This window comes from Trinickia dinghuensis (genome assembly GCF_003367175.1).
Taxonomy (GTDB): Bacteria; Pseudomonadota; Gammaproteobacteria; order Burkholderiales; family Burkholderiaceae; genus Trinickia; species Trinickia dinghuensis.
The window spans coordinates 81,060-99,788 of record NZ_QRGA01000018.1 but is presented as its reverse complement, the minus strand read 5'-3'; the positions used below and the strand labels follow the sequence as shown (position 1 = coordinate 99,788).

General features: G+C 66.1%; 14 protein-coding genes and 3 tRNA genes. 8 read left to right on the top strand and 9 right to left on the bottom strand.

From position 1 onward, the window contains the following. The 3 genes from DWV00_RS27460 to DWV00_RS27450 all read left to right on the top strand — a co-directional run bounded on the left by DWV00_RS27460 (position 1) and on the right by DWV00_RS27450 (position 3,184). Complete coding sequence (locus DWV00_RS27460; protein WP_115536777.1) at positions 1-1,242, top strand: beta-ketoacyl-[acyl-carrier-protein] synthase family protein; 1,242 nt, start codon at positions 1-3, stop codon at positions 1,240-1,242. Between the two features lie 118 nt (positions 1,243-1,360). Next, positions 1,361-1,798, top strand: coding sequence for an excinuclease ABC subunit A (locus DWV00_RS27455; protein ID WP_115536776.1), 438 nt, complete (start codon positions 1,361-1,363; stop codon positions 1,796-1,798). A 132-nt stretch (positions 1,799-1,930) separates the two neighbouring features. Continuing rightward, on the top strand, positions 1,931-3,184 hold the full coding sequence (locus tag DWV00_RS27450) for an NAD(P)/FAD-dependent oxidoreductase (protein WP_115536775.1): 1,254 nt from the start codon (positions 1,931-1,933) through the stop codon (positions 3,182-3,184). 81 nt (positions 3,185-3,265) lie between these two features. Here the strand turns inward: DWV00_RS27450 and guaD are convergent, their stop codons facing one another. From guaD to DWV00_RS27415, 7 genes are all read right to left on the bottom strand, one after another. Then, positions 3,266-4,573 carry a guanine deaminase gene (gene guaD, locus DWV00_RS27445; RefSeq protein ID WP_115536774.1) on the bottom strand — a complete coding sequence of 436 codons (1,308 nt, stop codon included), beginning with the start codon at positions 4,571-4,573 and terminating at the stop codon, positions 3,266-3,268. 141 nt (positions 4,574-4,714) lie between these two features. Further along, entirely contained in the window at positions 4,715-5,755 is a 1,041-nt protein-coding gene (locus DWV00_RS27440) for an adenosine deaminase (protein ID WP_115536773.1), read from the bottom strand. Continuing rightward, entirely contained in the window at positions 5,736-6,803 is a 1,068-nt protein-coding gene (xdhC, locus tag DWV00_RS27435) for a xanthine dehydrogenase accessory protein XdhC (RefSeq protein ID WP_115536772.1), read from the bottom strand. The genes DWV00_RS27440 and xdhC overlap by 20 nt, the downstream gene beginning before the upstream one ends. An 18-nt stretch (positions 6,804-6,821) precedes the next feature. Beyond that, entirely contained in the window at positions 6,822-9,281 is a 2,460-nt protein-coding gene (gene xdhB, locus DWV00_RS27430) for a xanthine dehydrogenase molybdopterin binding subunit (RefSeq protein ID WP_115536771.1), read from the bottom strand. Beyond that, a complete protein-coding gene (gene xdhA / locus DWV00_RS27425; RefSeq protein WP_115536770.1) occupies positions 9,278-10,831 on the bottom strand; it encodes a xanthine dehydrogenase small subunit in 1,554 nt (517 codons plus the stop codon). The genes xdhB and xdhA overlap by 4 nt, the downstream gene beginning before the upstream one ends. Positions 10,832-11,124: 293 nt before the next feature. Next, positions 11,125-11,643: a disulfide bond formation protein B gene (locus DWV00_RS27420; protein WP_115536769.1), complete on the bottom strand. Its 519-nt coding sequence runs from the start codon at positions 11,641-11,643 to the stop codon at positions 11,125-11,127. A 158-nt stretch (positions 11,644-11,801) separates the two neighbouring features. Next, positions 11,802-13,181: an amidase gene (locus tag DWV00_RS27415; RefSeq protein WP_115536860.1), complete on the bottom strand. Its 1,380-nt coding sequence runs from the start codon at positions 13,179-13,181 to the stop codon at positions 11,802-11,804. 278 nt (positions 13,182-13,459) lie between these two features. On the opposite strand from DWV00_RS27415, the gene DWV00_RS27410 reads away from it, so the two are divergent. The 4 genes from DWV00_RS27410 (at position 13,460) to DWV00_RS27395 (ending at position 15,451) form a co-directional block, all read left to right on the top strand. Beyond that, positions 13,460-14,887 (top strand): type 1 glutamine amidotransferase, encoded by a 1,428-nt coding sequence (locus DWV00_RS27410; protein WP_115536859.1) that lies wholly within the window; start codon positions 13,460-13,462, stop codon positions 14,885-14,887. 153 nt (positions 14,888-15,040) lie between these two features. Continuing rightward, positions 15,041-15,116 (top strand) — tRNA-Gly (locus DWV00_RS27405). A gap of 69 nt (positions 15,117-15,185) precedes the next feature. Next, a tRNA-Gly gene (locus tag DWV00_RS27400) sits at positions 15,186-15,261 on the top strand. Positions 15,262-15,377: 116 nt separating this feature from the next. Continuing rightward, positions 15,378-15,451: transfer RNA gene (locus DWV00_RS27395), tRNA-Cys, on the top strand. A gap of 153 nt (positions 15,452-15,604) precedes the next feature. Here the strand turns inward: DWV00_RS27395 and DWV00_RS27390 are convergent. Together DWV00_RS27390 and DWV00_RS27385 are read right to left on the bottom strand one after the other, a co-directional pair. After that, the gene (locus DWV00_RS27390) at positions 15,605-16,240 is read right to left on the bottom strand and encodes a LysE family translocator (protein ID WP_115536768.1); all 636 of its coding nucleotides are present in this window, start codon (positions 16,238-16,240) and stop codon (positions 15,605-15,607) included. A gap of 126 nt (positions 16,241-16,366) precedes the next feature. Continuing rightward, positions 16,367-17,005, bottom strand: a complete 639-nt coding sequence (locus DWV00_RS27385; RefSeq protein WP_115536767.1) for an FMN-binding negative transcriptional regulator — start codon at positions 17,003-17,005, stop codon at positions 16,367-16,369. A 125-nt stretch (positions 17,006-17,130) separates the two neighbouring features. Here DWV00_RS27385 and pdxR point away from each other — a divergent pair, with 125 nt between their 5' ends. Beyond that, the gene (pdxR, locus tag DWV00_RS27380; RefSeq protein ID WP_115536766.1) at positions 17,131-18,726 is read left to right on the top strand and encodes a MocR-like pyridoxine biosynthesis transcription factor PdxR; all 1,596 of its coding nucleotides are present in this window, start codon (positions 17,131-17,133) and stop codon (positions 18,724-18,726) included. Positions 18,727-18,729 lie beyond the last annotated feature (3 nt).

The following is an 18,729-nucleotide window of genomic DNA, read 5'->3' as shown; positions in this document are numbered from 1 at the left end:
ATGAGCCGCACGATGCGCCCCGATACCCAACGCGTGGTCGTGACCGGCATGGGCATCGTCTCGTGCCTCGGCAACACGCTCGCCGCGGTAGCCGACGCCTTGCGCACGGGCCGTTCCGGCGTCGTGCCCATCCCCGCCTGGGCCGAGCGCGGATTCGGAAGCCAGGTCGCGGGGGCCGCGTCGGTTGCGGGCGAGACGCCGTTCGACCGCAAGTTCGAGCGGTTCATGGGCGACACGGCCCGCTTTGCATGCCATGCCGCGCGCATGGCGATCGACGATGCGCGCCTCCCGCCTTCGGCATTGCGCTCGCCGGCCGCCGGCGCGGTGATCGGTTCCGGTGCCGGCGCGCTGTCGGCCTACGATGCCGCGATTGCGCTCGTGGCGGCGCGCGGTGTCGAGCGCGCGCCGCCGTTCGTCGTGCCGCAAGCTATGAGCAGCACGGTGTCGGCGAACGTCGCCCACGTCTTCGGCTTGCAAGGAGCTTGTTATACGCCGTCCTCGGCCTGTACGACGTCCGCGCTGGCGATCGGCCAGGCGATGCAATTGATTCAAAGCGAGCGGCAGCAGATCGTATTGACGGGCGGCAGCGAGGAATTGCACGAGAACACCGCGTTGATGTTCGATGCGATGGGCGTGCTCTCGCGCGGATTCAACGATACCCCGCAGCGCGCGTCGCGCCCCTACGACGCCGCGCGCGACGGCTTCGTGCTCGGCTCCGGCGCGGGCGTGCTCGTACTCGAATCGCTCGCCCACGCGCGAGCGCGCGGCGCTTCGATCTACGCGGAACTGACGGGCTTCGGCCAAGCCACCGATGCGCAGACGATGGTCGGGCCGGGCGCCGCGGGTATCGCTCGCGCCATTCGGGCCGCGGTCGACGAAGCCGGTGTGCGGCCGGCCTACGTGAACACGCATGCCCCATCGACTCCGCTCGGCGATGCGCATGAACTCGATGCGCTCTCGGCCGTGTTCGGCGAGGGCGTCCCGCCGTTCTCCTCGACCAAGGGGCTGACGGGGCATCCGCTTGCGGTGGCCGGCGTGCACGAGGCGATCTACACGCTCTTGATGATGCGCGACGGCTTCATCGCGGCCAGCGCGGGGATCGAATCGCTCGATGCCTGCGCCGCGGGCATGCCGATCGTTCGCACGACACGGCGGGCGTCGCTCGGCGCGGCGATGTCGGTGTCGTTCGGGTTCGGCGGCAGTTGCGCGAGCTTGATGTTCGGCGCCTGCGAGGAGATCTGAACAGGATGCGCGAAGCGCGCGACTAAGCGCTTCGATTGAGATGAAATCCGCCGGACCAAGGGGTCGGCCCGGCAAATCTGCAGTACCACAACTCGAAAATTGACAGGAAATAACCACTATGAAACGTCATCTCAAGCTGGCTGCCGTCATCGCTCTGTCGTTCGCCGCGACGCAGGCGTTTGCCCGCAATTCGATCGAAACTTACTCGGTTGACAGCGCCCTGAAGACGGACGATGGCAAAGTCGGTTCCGACATTGCACTGTACTTCGCCGGCCAGCCGCATCCCGCGGTGCTCAAGACGATGGGCGAAGCGGCGACCAACCTGAAGACGAACGCGTTCGGCAAGAGCGACGAAGCCGCGTGCCAGCACGTGTTCTTGTCGACCGTGATCGCGTTGCAAAAGAAGGCGCGGGAACAGGGGGGCAACGCGGTGATCAACATCAAGAGCAACTACAAGGGCCAGTTGACGGAGAGCGCGACGCAATTCACGTGCGGCGCGGGCGCGGTGATGGCCGGCGTGGCGCTCAAGGGCGACGTCGTGACGCTGCGCAAGTAAGCGCGTAGTGACCGAGAGGCCGATAGGCCGAAAGGCCGGTACGCGGCGCCAGCGTCAGCGTACCGGCCCGAGAGATCGCACTTGTTTGCCTGGGTGAAATCGAAGCAAGCGATAACAAAGGTAAAACCAACAATGAATAAAGAATTCGGCGAGATTCAGCATGCCGACGTCGCCGTGATCGGCGCGGGGCCTGCCGGGGCCGTGGCGGCCGCGCTGCTCGCGCGCGCGGGCCGGTCGGTGCTCGTGCTGGAGCGTCAGCACTTCCCGCGTTTTTCGATCGGCGAGAGCTTGTTGCCGCAAAGCATGGCTTATCTCGAGGAGGCCGGCATGTTGCAGGCCGTCGTCGAGGCCGGCTTCCAATACAAGAACGGCGCGTCGTTCGTGAATGGCGAGAAGACGGCGTCGTTCGATTTCCGCGACAAGCATTCGGAAGGCTGGGGCACGACCTATCAAGTCGAGCGCGCCGTATTCGATCAGCTGTTGATACGACGGGCCGCCGAACAGGGCGCGAAGGTGCGCTTCGGCCACACGGTGCGCTCCATGCAGACGGGCGATGCACCGGTGCTGGAAGTGGAAGACGAAGAGGGCCGTGTCTATCGCGTCGCTTCGCGCTTCGTGCTCGATGCGAGCGGCTTCGGCCGTGTTCTACCGCGGCTGCTCGGGCTCGAAAGGCCGTCCCGCATGCCTGCCCGCGCGGCACTGTTCTCGCACGTGCAAGACTCGCTGCCGGCCGGCAGTATCGATCGCGATAAGATCTGCGTGGCCGTGCATCCCGAACGCCGCGACGTCTGGTATTGGATGATTCACCTGGCGAACGGGCGCACGTCGGTCGGATGCGTGGCCGACGCCGAGTTTCTCGATGTGCCCGAAGCGCAGCGCGAAGCGAAGCTGCGCGAGTTGATGCGTGCGGAGCCCACGATCGCTCGCTTGATCGGCGATGCGCCGTTCCTGATGCCGGTCAACCGCATCGGTGGCTATTCGGCGAACGTCGAGCGCTTGCACGGCCCCGGCTATGCGTTGCTCGGCAACGCCGGCGAATTCCTCGATCCGGTGTTTTCGTCGGGTGTGACGATCGCGCTGCGTTCGGCTCATCTCGCGACGCAAACTTTACTGCGGCAACTCGACGGCGAAACCGTCGACTGGGCGGCCGACTACGACGTGCCGCTGCGCAAGGGCATCGATACGTTCCGCGTGTTCGTGGAGCGTTGGTATACGGGCGAGTTGCAGGACATCATCTTCTACGAGAATCAGACGCCGAAGATCCGGCGGATGATCAGCTCGATTCTGGCCGGCTACGCATGGGACGAAACCAATCCTTATGTTGCCGAACCCGTGCGGCGATTCAACGCGCTGCACGAAATCTGCACGATGACGTCGTCGGCCTGAGCGCCGAGCGCACCGCCGCGGCGCTCGGGCCGCGGCTCGCAGGGGTGAAAGGCCGGCGGCCGGGCCGCCGCCGGCCGAGCTTCAGGCGCGCCGATGCACGCGCTTGCCTGCCGCATACGTTTCGAGCACGGCGCGATCGTCGCCGAGCATCGCGAACGCGAACAGCCACTCCTCAGGCGACTGCGCGAGTCCCGAGCGGCGCGCGAGCAGCGGCGTCGCTTCCGGATCGAGCACGATGAAATCGGCCTCCGAGCCGGGGCGCAGCGTCCCGACCGTGTCCTCGAGCCCGAGCGCTTGCGCGGCGCCGGCCGTCGCGAGCCAGAACATCCGTTCCGCTGTCAGGTGATGTCCCGTCATACGCGCGATCTTGTGCGCTTCGTTCATCGTTTGCAGCATCGAGAACGACGTGCCGCCGCCGACGTCCGTGCCGAGCGCGACAGGCATTTTCGCGGAGCCTGCCTTGTCGAAATCGAACAGGCCGCTGCCGAGGAACAGATTGGACGTGGGGCAGTGCGAAGCCACGGCGCCCGTTTCCGCCATGCGTGCGCGATCGTTGTCGTCGAGATAGATGCAATGGCCGTAGACGGCGCGCCGGCGCAGCAGGCCGTAGTGCTCGTAGACGTCCAGATAGCTGCGATGGCCGGGGAAGAGTTCCTTCACCCACTTCACTTCGTCGGTGTTCTCCGAGACGTGGCTCTGGATGAACACGTCGGGATGCAAGCGGGCCAGGGCGCCGCACGCTTCGAGCTGCTCATGCGTCGAAGTCGGCGCGAAGCGCGGCGTGAGCGCGTAGAGCTGACGGCCGCGCTTATGCCAGCGCTCGATCAGCGCGGCGCTGTCGTCGTAGCCCGATTGCGCCGTGTCGCGCAGGAACTCGGGGCAGTTGCGGTCCATCAGCACTTTGCCCGCCACCATCCGCAGATTGCGCGCCTCGCTGGCCTCGAACAGCGCATCGGCCGAGCCTTTGTGGACCGTGCAGTAGGTGAGCGCCGTGGTCGTCCCGCACGAGACCAACTGGTCGAGAAAGAACTCGGCCACGTTCGAGGCGTGCTCGGGATCGGCGAAGCCGCGCTCCGTCGGGAACGTGTAGGTGTCGAGCCACGGCAGCAGCCCCGCCGCCGGCGACGCGATCATCTCGGTCTGCGGATAGTGCACGTGTGTATCGATGAAGCCCGGAGCGATCAGCTTGCCGGGGCGCTCGACGATCGCGGTGCCGGGCGTGATCTGCTCGCGCAGCGAAGCGTACGGCCCGGCCGCGACGACGTGTCCGCCCTCGACGACGAGCAATCCGTCTTCCTCGAAACATGCGCCGCCCGATGTCTCGGCGGGGTCGCCGACGAAGGTCAGCAATTTGGCGCGGTAGGCAGTGCGCTGTTCGTTTTGACTCATGATGGAACGTCTCTCTCTCAGTCTCAGTACAAAAAAAAGCGTGGACGACGCAGCGCACGGCCGAGCGATGCCTTCGTTGCGTGCGCAACGAAAGAGCAACGCGCGTGGGACAGCCGGCTTAGCGCGGTCCGCGTCGGGAAATCAATGCGGCGGCGGGTTCGACTGCCCCCAATAAGCGTCGAGTTTGTCGATCAGGCTCTGCCGCTCGGCGGGAGAAACGAACGAGGCCTCGAAGCCGTTGCGCAGGATCGTGTAAATCTCTTGTTCGCTCAGCTCGAGTGCCTCGGCCGTGGCGAAATAGTTGGCGTTGACGTAGCCGCCGAAGTAGGCGGGATCGTCCGAGTTCACCGTCACGGCAACGCCTTGCGCAAGCAGTTGCTTGAGCGTGTGCTGCTTCATGTCGTCGAAGACGCGCAGCTTGATGTTCGAGAGCGGGCACACCGTCAGCGCGACGCGCGAATCGGCCAGGCGGGCGACCAGTGCCGGATCTTCGATGCTGCGCACGCCGTGATCGACGCGATCGACCTTGAGCAGGTCGAGCGCTTCGTGGATATAGGCGGGCGGGCCTTCCTCGCCCGCGTGCGCAACGAGCTTCAGGCCTCGTGCTCGCGCCTTGGCGAAGACGCGCTCGAATTTCGACGGCGGATGGCCGCGCTCGGACGAATCGAGACCCACGCCGATGAGGCGATGCGCGTAGGTGTCGAATAGCGGCAGGGCGGCCTCGTAGGTCGCGAGCGCATCGGCTTCGGAGAGGTGCCGCAGGAAACAGAGAATGAGCTTGCTCGTGAGCCCGCGCTGCTCGCCTTCCGCCAGCGCGCGCTCGATGCCGGCCACGGCCGTGCTGATCGCGACGCCGCGCTCGGTGTGCGTCTGCGGGTCGAAGAAGATTTCGGCATGAGCGACGTTGTCGGCGAGGGCGCGCTCGACGTAGGCTGCCGTCATCGTGTAGAAATCTTCCTCGGTCAGCAGCACGCTGGCGCCGGCGTAATAGATATCGAGAAACGATTGCAAATCGGTGAACGCGTAGGCGCGCTTCAGGGCTTCGATCGATTCGTAGGAGAGCTTGACGCCGTTGCGCTTGGCGAGCGCGAAGATGACTTCGGGTTCGAGCGAGCCTTCTATGTGGATATGCAACTCGGCTTTGGGAGCGCCGGCTATTTTTTCAGCGAGTGTCGGTGTCATGGTCGGTCAGCGGTTGCAGCATGGAAAACGGTTGATCGGGCACGGCCGTGGGCGCGGCGCGTGCGGCTTCGACGGCTTGCAGGAGCTGCGCGGCGGCAGAGAGCGCGATGACTTCGGGCGATTTGTCGTCGATGCCGTCGATTCCGATCGGGCACACCATGCGGGCGATGCGTGCCTGATCGATGCCGCGCGCGGCCAGCTGCTGTTCGAATTGCCTGCGCTTCGTGCGCGAGCCGATCATGCCGAAAAACAGAAAATCGTCGCGCCGCAGGATGCGCTCGGCGAGCACGAAATCGCGCGCGTGATTGTGCGTCATGACGACGAATGCCGTGCCGGGCGGGGCTTCGTCGACCGCATCCTCGGGCGCATCCTTCGCCTCGAATGCCGCGTTGTCGAATTGCGTGCGCGCCGGTTGCTGCGGAAACTTCGCGGCGTCGTCGTCGACCCAGCGCAGGCGGCATGGGAGCGTCGACAGCACGCGCGCGAACGCCGTCCCGATCGCTTCCGCGCCGAACAGCACGACCGGAAAATCGCGCGAGACGATCGTCTCCGTCAGTTGCGCGTTGCCCTCGTCGAAACCGGCGCCGTCCCACAGCAGGCATTCGGGCGCTTGAATGCCGGCGTCGGCGTCCGCGAGCCGCACGGGTTCGTGCGAGGGGCCGAATGATACGTTGCGCTGCGTCGCTTTGCCGGCGAGCAGGCGTTTGGAGAGCGCGGCGACCCAATCGAGATCCCTGACGTCGACCCGCTCGAATGCGAGCACCACGGCGCCGCCACAGCACTGGCCGAGGCTGGGCCCGAGCGAAAGCCGTTCGAGCCGGCGCAGATGGGGCACGCGCATGCCGTCGCGCAGCACCTCGCGCGCGATTTCAATCGCCCGCCATTCGAGGTGGCCTCCGCCGATCGTGTAGCGAGCGCTCTCGCGCGTGACGATCATCTTCGCGCCGGCCTCGCGCGGCGTCGAACCTTCGACGCGGGCGACCGTCACGAGCACGACGGCATCGCCATGCGCGAGCAATTGCTGCAATTCGGTGAGCCAGGGTTGCATACGTTCGTCGAGCTCCGTTCAGGTCGCGCCGGGCGCGCTCGCCGGCGAGGGCGAGGGCGAGTTTGTGTCCGTGGCCGCGGTGCCGTTCGATGCCGCGCGGCTCGTGCCTTCGCCGTCGGGCGTGTTCAAGCGATCGAGCGCCATGAGAATCGCTTCGGGGGTGGCCGGGGCATTGAGCGCAGGTGCCCGCCGCGTCTCGGGCGCGGCCGCGGCGAGCGCATCGCGCAGCGCCAAGAACACCGAAAACCCGAGCAAGAGCGGCGGCTCGCCGACCGCCTTCGAGCGGAAGACGGTCGGTTCGGCGTTTTCGTTGGCGTAGAGCCTCACGTCGAATGCGGCCGGCGTATCGCTGACGGCCGGAATCTTGTAGGTCGAGGGCGCGTGCGTCATCAGGCGCCCGTCGCGATTCCACCAGAGCGTCTCGGTCGTGAGCCAGCCCATTCCCTGGATGAAGCCGCCTTCGATCTGGCCGATGTCGATGGCCGGGTTGATCGAGCGCCCGGCGTCGTGCAGCAAATCGGCCCGCACGAGCTTCGATTCGCCCGTCAGCGTATTGACCACGACCTCCGACACCGCCGCCCCGTAGGCGAAGTAGTAGAAGGGATGGCCCGTCATCGAATTGGCGTCCCAATGGATCTTCGGGGTCGCGTAAAAGCCGTCGGACCACAACTGCACGCGCGCGAGATAGGCTGCGCCCACGAGCTGCGCGAACGTCATCGCGCCGCCTTCGCCGAACACCTGCCCGTGCTCGAAGCGCACGTCGGCCGCCGCGCCGCCGAGCGTGCGGGCGGCCAAATCGGCCAGCCGCTCGCGGATCGTCGAGGCGGCGGCTTCGGCCGCTTTGCCGTTCAGGTCGCTGCCCGTCGACGCGGCCGTGGCCGATGTGTTCGCCACCTTCGACGTATCGGCGGCCGTGACGCGCACCTGGGCGAGCGGCAGCCCGAAGACGTGCGCGACGACTTGCGCGACCTTCGTATTGACGCCCTGGCCCATCTCCGTGCCGCCGTGATTGACGAGGACGGAGCCGTCCCGATAGACGTGCACGAGCGCGCCGGCCTGATTCAAGAACTCGACGTTGAACGAGATGCCGAACTTGACGGGTGAGAATGAGAGGCCGCGCTTCAGAACGGGACTCTTCGCATTGAACGCGGCGACCGCTTCACGGCGTGCGCGATAGTCGCTCGTCTCGACGAGCCGGGCCGTGAGCGGCGCGAGGATGTTGTCTTCGACGCGCTGGCCGTACGGCGTCACGTCGCGTTCCCCGATGCCGTAATAGTTGGCCAGGCGCACGTCGAGCGGATCGCGTCCGAGCGCCCGCGCGATGCCGTCGAGCACGATCTCGGTGACGAGCGCGCCTTGCGGGCCGCCGAAGCCGCGAAAGGCCGTATTCGATTGCGTGTTCGTCTTGCAGGAGAGCGCGGCGATCTCGACGTCGGGGAGGAAGTAGGCGTTGTCGACGTGGCAGACGGCGCGCGTGGCGACGGCGCCGGAGAGGTCGGCCGAATAACCGGCCCGCAACGCGATTTCGACGCGCAAGCCGAGCAGGCGTCCGTCGTCGTCGAAACCCGCTTCGTAGCGGTAGAGCGCGTCGTGACGCTTGCCGGTGATGAGGAAATCGTCGTCACGATCGACGCGCAGCTTCACCGGGCGCGCGAGGCGCGTGCTGGCCAGCGCGGCGACGCAGGCGAACAACGCCGATTGCGATTCCTTGCCGCCGAAGCCGCCGCCCATCCGCCGGCATTCGCAGACGACGTTGTGGGCCGGCCAGCCGAGCATGTGCGCGACGACGGCCTGCATTTCGCTCGGGTGCTGCGTCGAACTGTAGACGTGCACGCCTTGTTGCTCGGTCGGGATCGCGTAGGCGACTTGCCCTTCGAGGTAGAACTGTTCCTGGCCCCCGACTTCGAATTCGCCCGCCAGCCGGTGCGGCGCTTGCGCGATGCGCTCGGCGGGGGCGCCGCGAGTCAAGCGCTGCGGCGGCAGCACATAGTGGTGCCGCGCGCGTGCCTCGGCCACGGTCAGCACGGGCTCGAGCGGCTCGTAGCGGACGACGTCGTCGCTCTTGGCGAGTGCGGCGGCGCGGCGCGCGAGTTCGTACGATGTTGCGACCACGGCGAAGATCGGCTGCCCGAGGTACTGCACGAGTTCGTCGGCGAGGATCGGGTCGTCATGGATGACCGGACCGCAATTGTTTTCGCCGGGGATGTCGGCCGCGCTGAAGACGGCGACCACACCCGGCGCTTCGCGCACCGCCGCCAGATCGAGCGAGACGATGCGGGCATGGGCGTGGCGCGAGAGGCCGAGCGCGACGTATACGGTGCCCGCGAGTTCGGGCAAGTCGTCCGTGTAGCGTGCCTCGCCGCTCACATGGAGATTGGCCGACTCGTGCGGGAGCGGCACGCCGATCGCGTCGTCGGCGTCCTTCCCTTCGTTCGGCGTCACGGCCGCGGCGATGGGCGCGTCGGTGCGCAGGTTCATGGCGCCTCCTTCGCATGCGTTTGCGTGTGCGTGTGGGCATCGTCGAACGCGAACGCGTCGACTTCGGCCAGCGCAAGCGGCTCATGCTCTCGTGTTTCCAGCCAGAACCGCAGCAGCAGGTTGCGCGCGACCATCGACCGGTAGCGGCTCGACGCGCGCAGATCCGTCAGCGGTTGATAGTCGGCCGCCAGCGCGTCCATGGCCCGATGCACCGTTTCTTCGTCCCACGCGCCGCCGGCAAGCGCCGCCTCGGCGTGTGCCGCGCGCTTCGGCGTGGCCGCCATGCCGCCGAACGCGATACGTGCGCTCGTGATCGCGCCGTCGACGACGTCGATCGCCAATGCCGCGCAGACGGCGGAAATATCCTGGTCGTAGCGCTTCGATACTTTGTACGTACGAAATCGCAAGGTCGGCGCCGGGCGCGGGATGCGCAGCGCGGCGACGAATTCGCCGGTGTCGAGGGCGGTCTTCTGATAGCCGAGGTAGAACGCGTCGAGCGGCATCGAGCGCGTTTCCCGGCCGCGCCGCAGCACGATCTGCGTATCGAGCGCGATCAGGGCGGGCATCGAATCGCCGATCGGCGAGGCGTTCGCCACGTTGCCGCCCAGCGTGCCGGCATTGCGCACGGGCAGGGAAGCGAATCGCTTGCCGAGTTCGGCAAGCTCGGGGTAATCGACGACGAGCGCCGCATAGGCTTGCTCGAGGGTGACGGCCGCGCCGATCGTCAGCATCGCGGCATCGCGTTCGATCGCGTCGAGTTCGCGCACCCGGCCGGTGTAGAGCAAGTCGCCGAGATCGCGCAGTTGCTTCGTGGCCCAGAGGCCGACGTCGGTGCTGCCCGCGAGGATGAGCGCGTTCGGATGCTCGGTGCGCAATTGGGCGAATGCGTCGAGCGACGTCGGTGCCCAAAACCGGTTTTCGCCGAACGCGCCGCCGCGGACGTCGGCGCCCGCATAGCTGAACGTTTCGCCGGAGGCGGCTTGAATGCGGCGCAGGGCCTGGACGATCGGAGCGCGATCGAGCGCCACATGCTCGTAGCGCTCGCTATCGAGCATCTGCTGGGCGGCTTCGACGATCGGCCGGTAGCCCGTACAGCGGCAAAGATTGCCTGAGAGCGCCGTGGCGACTTCATCGCGCGTCGGCAGTCCGGCGCCCGCGGGATGGTTCTCGTAAAGCGCCCACATCGACATCGTGAAGCCGGGCGTGCAGAAACCGCATTGCGAGCCGTGGCAGTCCACGAGTGCTTGCTGAACCGGGTGCAGCGCGCCGCCGGCCGCGCGCAGGTCTTCCACGGTGAAGAGGGCGCATCCGTCCAGGGTGGGCAGGAAACGAATGCAGGCGTTGACGGCTTTCAGACCGAGCTCGCCGTGCGCATCGAGTTCGCCGACGACGACCGTGCACGCGCCGCAATCGCCCTCCGCGCATCCCTCCTTGGTGCCCGTGCAGCGCAAGTCCTCGCGCAGGTGCTGCAGCACCGTGCGCGTGACGGGCACGCCAGAGACCTCGCGGATGGCGCCGCGGTAGTAGAAGCGGATGGGATGCGTCTTCATAGCCGAATCCTGTAAGTGGGACCAGGCGCGCGTTACGCGATAGCCGGCCAGAGGCCTCGCGCACGTGGATCGCCATCCATGCATGACCGAAGATAGCACCGACGCGCCGCGGTGACATCGCTCGACGCTGATGGGCGCTATTAGCAGACCGTCATGACATCCATGCGATTCATGCGGAGCGCCAAAGTTGCCGCGGGTGCGGCGAATGGGGGGCGGAAGGCCGGCGGTCGCGGATCGCGGGTATACCCCGGCTCGCCGGCTCGTGGGGAGAGAGGCTTGTTACCGTCGTTCGCTTAGAGGACGTGGAGGCGCCGCCGGCCACGCCTGCGAGACAGGCTGGCCACGACCAGCACGAACGTCAGCGCGAACGCGATAAGCGCCCAGCCGGGCAGCAGGATGCCGAAGATCGGCGGGTAGACCGTTTCGCACAACCCGCCGACCTTGAAGACGCTCGGCAGCCAATGAGCGGGCGGCAGGCTGTCGACGATGGGCTGCAGCGCGTCGAAGCCGCAGCTGAAGCCGGGGTTCAACTGGATGTACAGATGGCGCGCGGCGCCCGCGATGCCGGCCGCGGCAGCGATGGCGATCAGGATCTCGAACAGTGCGATGCCGCGCCAGCCTTTGCGTGCCGCGCCCACGAACGCGAACAGCGCGATCAGCAGGAACAAGTAGCGCTGGATGATGCACAGCGGGCAAGGGTCCTCGTGCAGGGCGAATTGCAGGTAAAGTGCGCCGCCGATCAGGCCTAGGCAGACGAATCCTAGCAGCATGAGGAGGCTGCGTTCGCGGCGCAGCGAGGATGAATCGTTCATGGGGGGCGCAGGCTCCGAAATGGAAATCGGTAAATTCTATGTGCTTTCGCTTAAACGATCGTTAAATCCGACAAATTGGGGCGAGGTCCGGCGCCCGCCAAGAAGCGGGGCCGCGCGGACCGGGCCGCCGTTGCGGGCGAGGCAGGCCGGATGGGTCCTCAACGAATCGAGTCGAGCACGCGTTCCACGGCGAGGGCCGTGGCGAGCAGGGCGTCGTCGGCATGCGGCGCGGCAGCCAGCATCAGGCCGACGGGCGCCTGGCCGCGCGCGTGGCACGGCAGCGATACGGCGCAGGCATCGAGCATGTTGAACACGCTCGGGTTGCGTAGGACGAGCGCATTGATGCGCGCGTAAGCGGCATCGTCGGCATCGCAATCGGCGACGCGCGGCGGCACGATCGGCACCGTCGGGGCGACGATCGCATCGAAACGACTCCAGAGGGTGCGCTGCGCCGTATCGAGCAGGGCGGCGCGTTCGGCCAGCAAATCGACATAATCGGTGGCCCGCGCCGCCTCTCCCTTCTTGATGCGCGTCAGCACGCGCGGATCGTAGCGTTCGGCGTGCTGCTCGATGAACGGGCGGTGCCACGCATACGCCTCCATCGCCGAAAAGCCGAAGCGATTGATCCACGCGAACTGATCGAGCGGCGCGAAATGGACATCGGCGAGAATGGCGCCGGCCGCCTCCAAGTGCTTCGTTGCCGTCTCGACGGCAGCGACGACCTCCGGTTCGACGTCGTCGGTGACGTAGTGCGTGAGGACCCCGAGCCGAAGCCCTTCGAGCGGCCGCGCCTCGGGAACGTGCGGCTCGAGGCCCGCGAGGATGCGATCGACGACGGCGCAGCACGACACCGAAACCCCGATCGGACCGAACGAGTCGAGGGTGGTCGACAGCGGCACGGCACCTTGCCTCGGCACACGGCTCGCGGTTGGCTTGAAGCCCGTCAGCCCGCACATTGCCGCGGGGATGCGGATCGAACCGCCTGTGTCGGTGCCGAGCGCGATCGCGGCCATGCCGTCGGCCACCGATGCGGCCGCGCCCGAGGACGACCCGCCCGCGACGCGCGCCTCGCCGGGCTCAGCGCGCCGATAGGGCGAGAGCGGCGTGCCGTAGTGCGGATTCAGGCCGAGCCCCGAATAGGCGAATTCGGTCATGTTCGTGCGTCCGACGATCACCGCGCCGGCACGACGCAGCCGGGCCACGGCGGGCGCGTCGGCGCTCGCGGGCGAGGCGCCGTCGAGTACGCGCGAGCCGGCACGCGTCACTTGCCCCTCGACGTCGAACAGATCCTTCACCGAGATGGGGATGCCGGCGAGCGGGGACAGTACCGTGCCCGCCGCGCGTAAGCGATCGAGCGCATCGGCGCATGCGCGTGCGCGCTCGGCATCTACTTCGAGAAAGACGGTCGAGCCTTGTCCGGAGGGATCTCCGATGCGCTCGAGCGCGGTTTCGACGAGCGCGCGGCTCGTCGTGCGGCCTTGTGCCAGATCGGCGGAAAGTCGGGCGAGCGGCGGGAACGGAGCGAAGTCGGTAGCCATGGATGTCGAGTCGAAGAGTCGAGGAGTCGCAGCGTTGCGGCGTTGCGGCGTTGCGGCAACCGATGCCGCGCGGGGCCAGTACGCCATCGCTAGCGCAGCCCGAGTGCGATGAGACGGCCTAAGCGTTGCCGCGGCAGCGCGTGTTCGAACGATTGTAGCTGCTGGCCCCGTTTTGCAGACGCAACGGGCGCGGCACGGTAATTTGCGACCGATCGGCGCACTGACGGATAATGAACTCATTTCATCGCCTCGCGTACGAGACGCGCCTGCCCATCGTCATGAGCGAAAACACGCCGCCGAACGCCGGTCGCCCCGGCACCGAACCGTCTTCCCCGTCTCCGTCAGTGTCGTCGGATTCCCCAGGGGCCGCACCCACGACACCCGCTGCGCCTGTATCGACGGCACCGATGCCGGAGTCGGTCGATACGTCCCGGCCGCCGCCCGGCTATGACTCCAGCGCGGCGGTGAAGCGTTCGACCGAAGCGCCGCCTGATCCGCCGGGGGCCTCCGCCGCCGCGCTGGCATCCGACTCGACCGATCCACCCAGCGCTGCTTCGCGTGCATCGTCCGATACGCTCGAATCCGCCTCGGCCGTCGAATCGACTGTAGGGACGCCGCCCGCGACGACGCACGAGGAGGACGCCGCACACGCACAAAGCTCGGCGGCCGCCGATACAGCGGTTCAGGAGCACGCGGCGCAAAGCGCCGACGCAGCGACGGCGCAGGGGGCAACGCGTGCGCCCGGCGCGCCGCCGCCCGGCTTCGGGGCGCCACCCGATTTCGACACGCCGCGCCCGCCGCCCGCGAGTACCGTCATCCAAACCCAGCCGGCTTACTTGCGGCACAACGATTCGGCATGGTCGGTCCTGGGCCGGACGATCGCCGCGCGAGCGCGCCAACTGTTCGATCGAGCGGGACAGCGTATTACGCAGCGCACGCTGCGGATCGGCGTCTCCGCGCGGATCTTTCACCCGGAACCCGGCGCGCGCGGGCTGCGCGGCAAGACACTGCAGTACCTTGAAGAGTCGGTCGCGCACTGGGTTATGTCGCGCGACGTGATGGTCTTCATGATTCCGACCGTCGGCCATCAAGGGATGCTTCATCCGAGCAACATCCGCTTGCGCGACTACGCGAAGCATTTGGATGGACTGCTGCTGCAAGGCGGCGCCGATGTTTCGCCGCAGACCTACGCGGCAAGCGACATGCGGCCCGAGTGGCCGGGCGATCGCGTGCGCGACATGTACGAACTCGAGCTGCTTTACGAGTTCATCGAGTCGGGCAAGCCCGTGCTCGGAGTTTGCCGCGGATGTCAGCTCATCAACGTGGCGTTCGGCGGCACGCTGTATCAGGACATCGCCACCGAGGTTCCGACCGCGGGCGTTCACGTCAGCGAGTTCTACGATCAGCATCGGCATTCGGTGCGCTTTCCCGACGGCTCGACGCTTGCGAGCATGTTCCCGGGGCGGCGCGAGGCGTTGGTCAATTCGATCCACCACCAGGCCGTGAAGACGCTGGGGCGCGACCTGAACATCGAGGCCGTTTCCGCGGGCGATGGACTTATCGAGGCCATTCGCTATCGGCGTGCGCCGTTCGTGGTGGGTGTGCAATGGCACCCGGAATTCCACCGCGCGGGTGGCCCCGAACTGCTGGATTGCACGCCGATCCTGGACACGTTCTTGCGTGCCGCGCGCGAGACGCGGTTCTGAGCGGCGGTGGTTGGGCGGGCGTGCCGTCGGCTTGGCGTGCCCTCCGCGCCCTCAATGGCCCGATGCAAAAAGTGTTGACACGTTTCAGCGGTTTATACATAATCTCGCTTCTCCGGTGCACACGAGCTAGTGAGTGAGTCGGGGAAGCAAACTGCGGGAGTAGCTCAGTTGGTAGAGCGCAACCTTGCCAAGGTTGAGGTCGCGAGTTCGAGACTCGTCTCCCGCTCCAGTTTCGATACGGTGTGTCGTGCGGAGCGATCCGTCGAGGTGCCGCGAAGTAAGTAGCAGGTAGGAATACGCGGGAGTAGCTCAGTTGGTAGAGCGCAACCTTGCCAAGGTTGAGGTCGCGAGTTCGAGACTCGTCTCCCGCTCCAGGTATAGGGGAAGCTAGGCTTCCCTTTTTGTTTAGCGGCCCACGTCGGCCGGCTGAACCGATAAGCCGGAACGTTGCGCAACCGTGCGGCGTCGATATTCCGGTAAATCCGCTTTCGGCGCGATAGCAAAGCGGTTATGCAGCGGCCTGCAAAGCCGTGTAGGCCGGTTCGACTCCGGCTCGCGCCTCCAAGACAAAACCCTGACCAGCTTCGGCTCGTCAGGGTTTTTCTTTTTCGGCAATCGTTCGCAATTCGCCGATCGCCGATCGCCGTTTCCGTTTTCTCTGTAGCGCGGAGCGTCGTTAGTCGATATCCGTAGACCTTACCGCGCCCGAACGTATTTCTATTGCGACGACCAAGCGAGCAGCTTGATGCCGGTAATTCCGAACACGACGGCAAGACTCCCCTCGAGTGCACGTCGAGCGCGCGTATAAAAGCGCCGGGCCGAGTCCATGGAAAAGACGAACGCGTAGCCGCTGAACACGCAGGACCCGATCAGGGCACACCCGGGAATGACCGCTCCGTGCGTCGATCCCGCATTGTTCGACGACAGCGCGACGATCGAGACCCAGACCAGCACGGCCTTCGGATTCGTCAAATGCAGCAACGCGCCTCGCACGTAGAGTCCTTTGTGTGTCGCGGGGCGGTCCGTCTTCGACGAGGTCGTAGCGGAAGCTGAAAGCGCAGTGCGTCCCGACTTGTAGGCGAGCCAGAGGAGATAGACGCCGCCGAAAATCTTGATCGCGACGATGAAGTGCGAGTAAGCGATCAGCGCCGCGGAGATCCCCACCGTTGCGACCGTTGCCCAAAACATCGATCCCGAAATGACCCCGGCCGCAAATGCCAACGCCGCTTTTCGGCCGTGGTTGGCCGCAATCGACATGATCGCGAGATTGCTCGGCCCGGGACTCGCCGTGCCGACGAAATACGCCGCATAGGCGAGCAGCAGATTTGCGGAGAAGAAGGTGTTGCCGGACATTGGGCCCTCTAGGTGGATCTGGTTGGATCTAGGTGAAAAGCGTTGCTCGATTGTTGCTGATCGGGGGCTGTCCGCCATGATCAGTTGCGCGGTATTTGACCGGTCCAGTCGCGGTGATACGCCGTGCTACTTTTGCTTGCGGGCGGCTTCGACGAGCATTGCATCGCCGATCTGAAACTGCTCGCGCGCTCGGAGCGTCTCACCCGCGCCCTGAATGTCGCGGACTTCCTTGTTCTGACTGAGCTTGCTTTTGCCGACCAATCGCGTGATTTCGATTTCGAGGCCGACGATCGATTTGAGCAGCGTCTCGATATAGTCGCTCGGCGCGTCGCCCATCTTCCACGGCTGCGGTTCGGATGCTTCGTGCGTGCGCGTCAGCCGAGCGACCACACCGCGGACGTATTTCTCGTCGTCGCGAATCGCGATGCGCCCGTGCGCGTGCACGACGATGTAATTCCACGTCGGCACTTGCCGATGTGCCTCATGCTTGCTTGGGTACCAGTTCGGCGAGATGTAGGCATCCCCCGCGCGAAAGACGACGAGCACCTCGCCGCCGTTCGCGACGTCCTGCCATACCGGATTGGCTCGCGCGACGTGCGCGCGCAGCATCCCCAGTTCGCCTTCTTGCGGGGCCAGTTCGAAGGGGATGTGGTTGGCATCGAGTCCGCTCTTTCCGTGGGTGACGAGCGTGCCGAATGGATGTTGCTCGATACACGAGTGGAGGACTTCCTTGCTCGGTTCGTTGAAATGGGCGGGGATGTACATAGCGGTTCCACAAGGGGTCAGGGCGGTCGAATGTCGACGGCTCGTATCGGGGCCTGCATGCATTGTGGATGAAAACTGGCTTATCCTACAGGTCCAATTTCGACCAATTTTGTAGGACCGGAATCATGGCGAGAACGGCCCGGGTAGCCGACATTCCATCGCTCGGCACATTGGATTACACGGCCGGCAACCTGAGCCGCCAGGTCGCGCAGGCGTTGCGGGAGGCCGTGCGCAAAGGGGCGCTCGAAGCCGGCGATAGCTTGCCGTCTACGCGGCTACTGGCTGCATCGCTGAAAGTTTCGCGCGGGACGGTGATCGGGGCCTATGAGCAGCTGGTCGCGGAAGGCTTTCTCGAAGCGAAAGCCGGCGCCGGGACTCGCGTCGCACCGGCGTTGACAAGACCACGTGAAGTTCGGGCACGCCGGGGCGGGGCGATCGAGGCCGGTGTACGGTTGCCTGGGGCACGCCATGCTGAGCCGGATCCGGCTCAGTCGCGACAGGCAAGCGAGCCGCTCGCCGCGCGACGACGGCCGGCGGGCGCGAACTTGCCCGAGCCGGCGGCCACGTTTGCGCGGATCGCACGGGAATTCAGGCCGCTGCCTGCCGTGCCGTTCGCGATCTCGGTTCCTATGGGGGCGACGGCGCCCGCTGATATCTGGCGCAGGCTCGGCAATCGCCTGCGTGCCAAGGGACCGGGTGCGCCGGCCGGTTATGCCGATCCGCTCGGGGCGCTGCCGCTGCGCGAAGCGATCGCGAGCTATGTGCGCAGATCGCGATCGGTGCGTTGCGAACCGGAGCAGGTCATCGTAACGAGCGGGACGCAGCAGGGGCTCTTTCTTGCGAGCCAGGTGTTGTTGGCGGCGCGCGATCAAGTTTGGGTGGAAAATCCCGCTTATCGAGGCGTCACCGCCGTGCTCGAGAGCACGGGCCATCGCGATACGATGATCCGCGTACCCGTGGACGCGGAAGGCATCGACGTGGACGTCGGCATTCGAATGGCGCCCCACGCGCGAGCCGTGTTCGTTACACCGTCGCATCAGTACCCTTTGGGCATGCCGATGAGCATGGCGCGGCGTACCGCATTGCTTGCATGGGCGCGAGCCAACCACGCGTGGATCGTGGAGGACGACTACGACAGCGAATTGCGGTATCAGGGCCATCCGTTTCCTTCGCTGCAAGGGCTCGAACCGGAGCGGGTCGTTTATCTCGGCACGTTCAGCAAGATTCTGTTTCCCTCGTTGCGGCTGGGTTATGTGATCGTCCCCGATGACCTGGTAGACGCATTTTGCGGCGCCCGCGTGCTGATGGACCGTCACCCTCCAACTGCCGATCAACATGTGCTGGCGGCATTCATGGCCGAGGGGCATCTCGAGCGCCACATCCGCAAGGTTCGCAACGCATACTCGGACTACCGGGCTCGGTTGATCGAGACACTGCGCGAACTCCTTTCCGAGGACGTGGCTTGGGTGGAGCCCGGCGATCAGGGGATGCATCTCGTGCTTTGGCTCAAGCAGGGCATCGACGACCGCGCGGTGGCCGAATCGGCCGCGCGGGCCGAGGTTGCCGTGCGTGCCGTTTCGCCGATGTTTGCGCCGGGTACCGTGCGTCCCGGATTGGTCCTCGGGTTCGGTGGGTTCAGCCACGAGCAGATGACGGCGGCGGCGCAACGGCTCGCTGCAGTCATCGTCGAAGCAGGGCGCGTGCATGAAGGCCCGCCTTAGAGC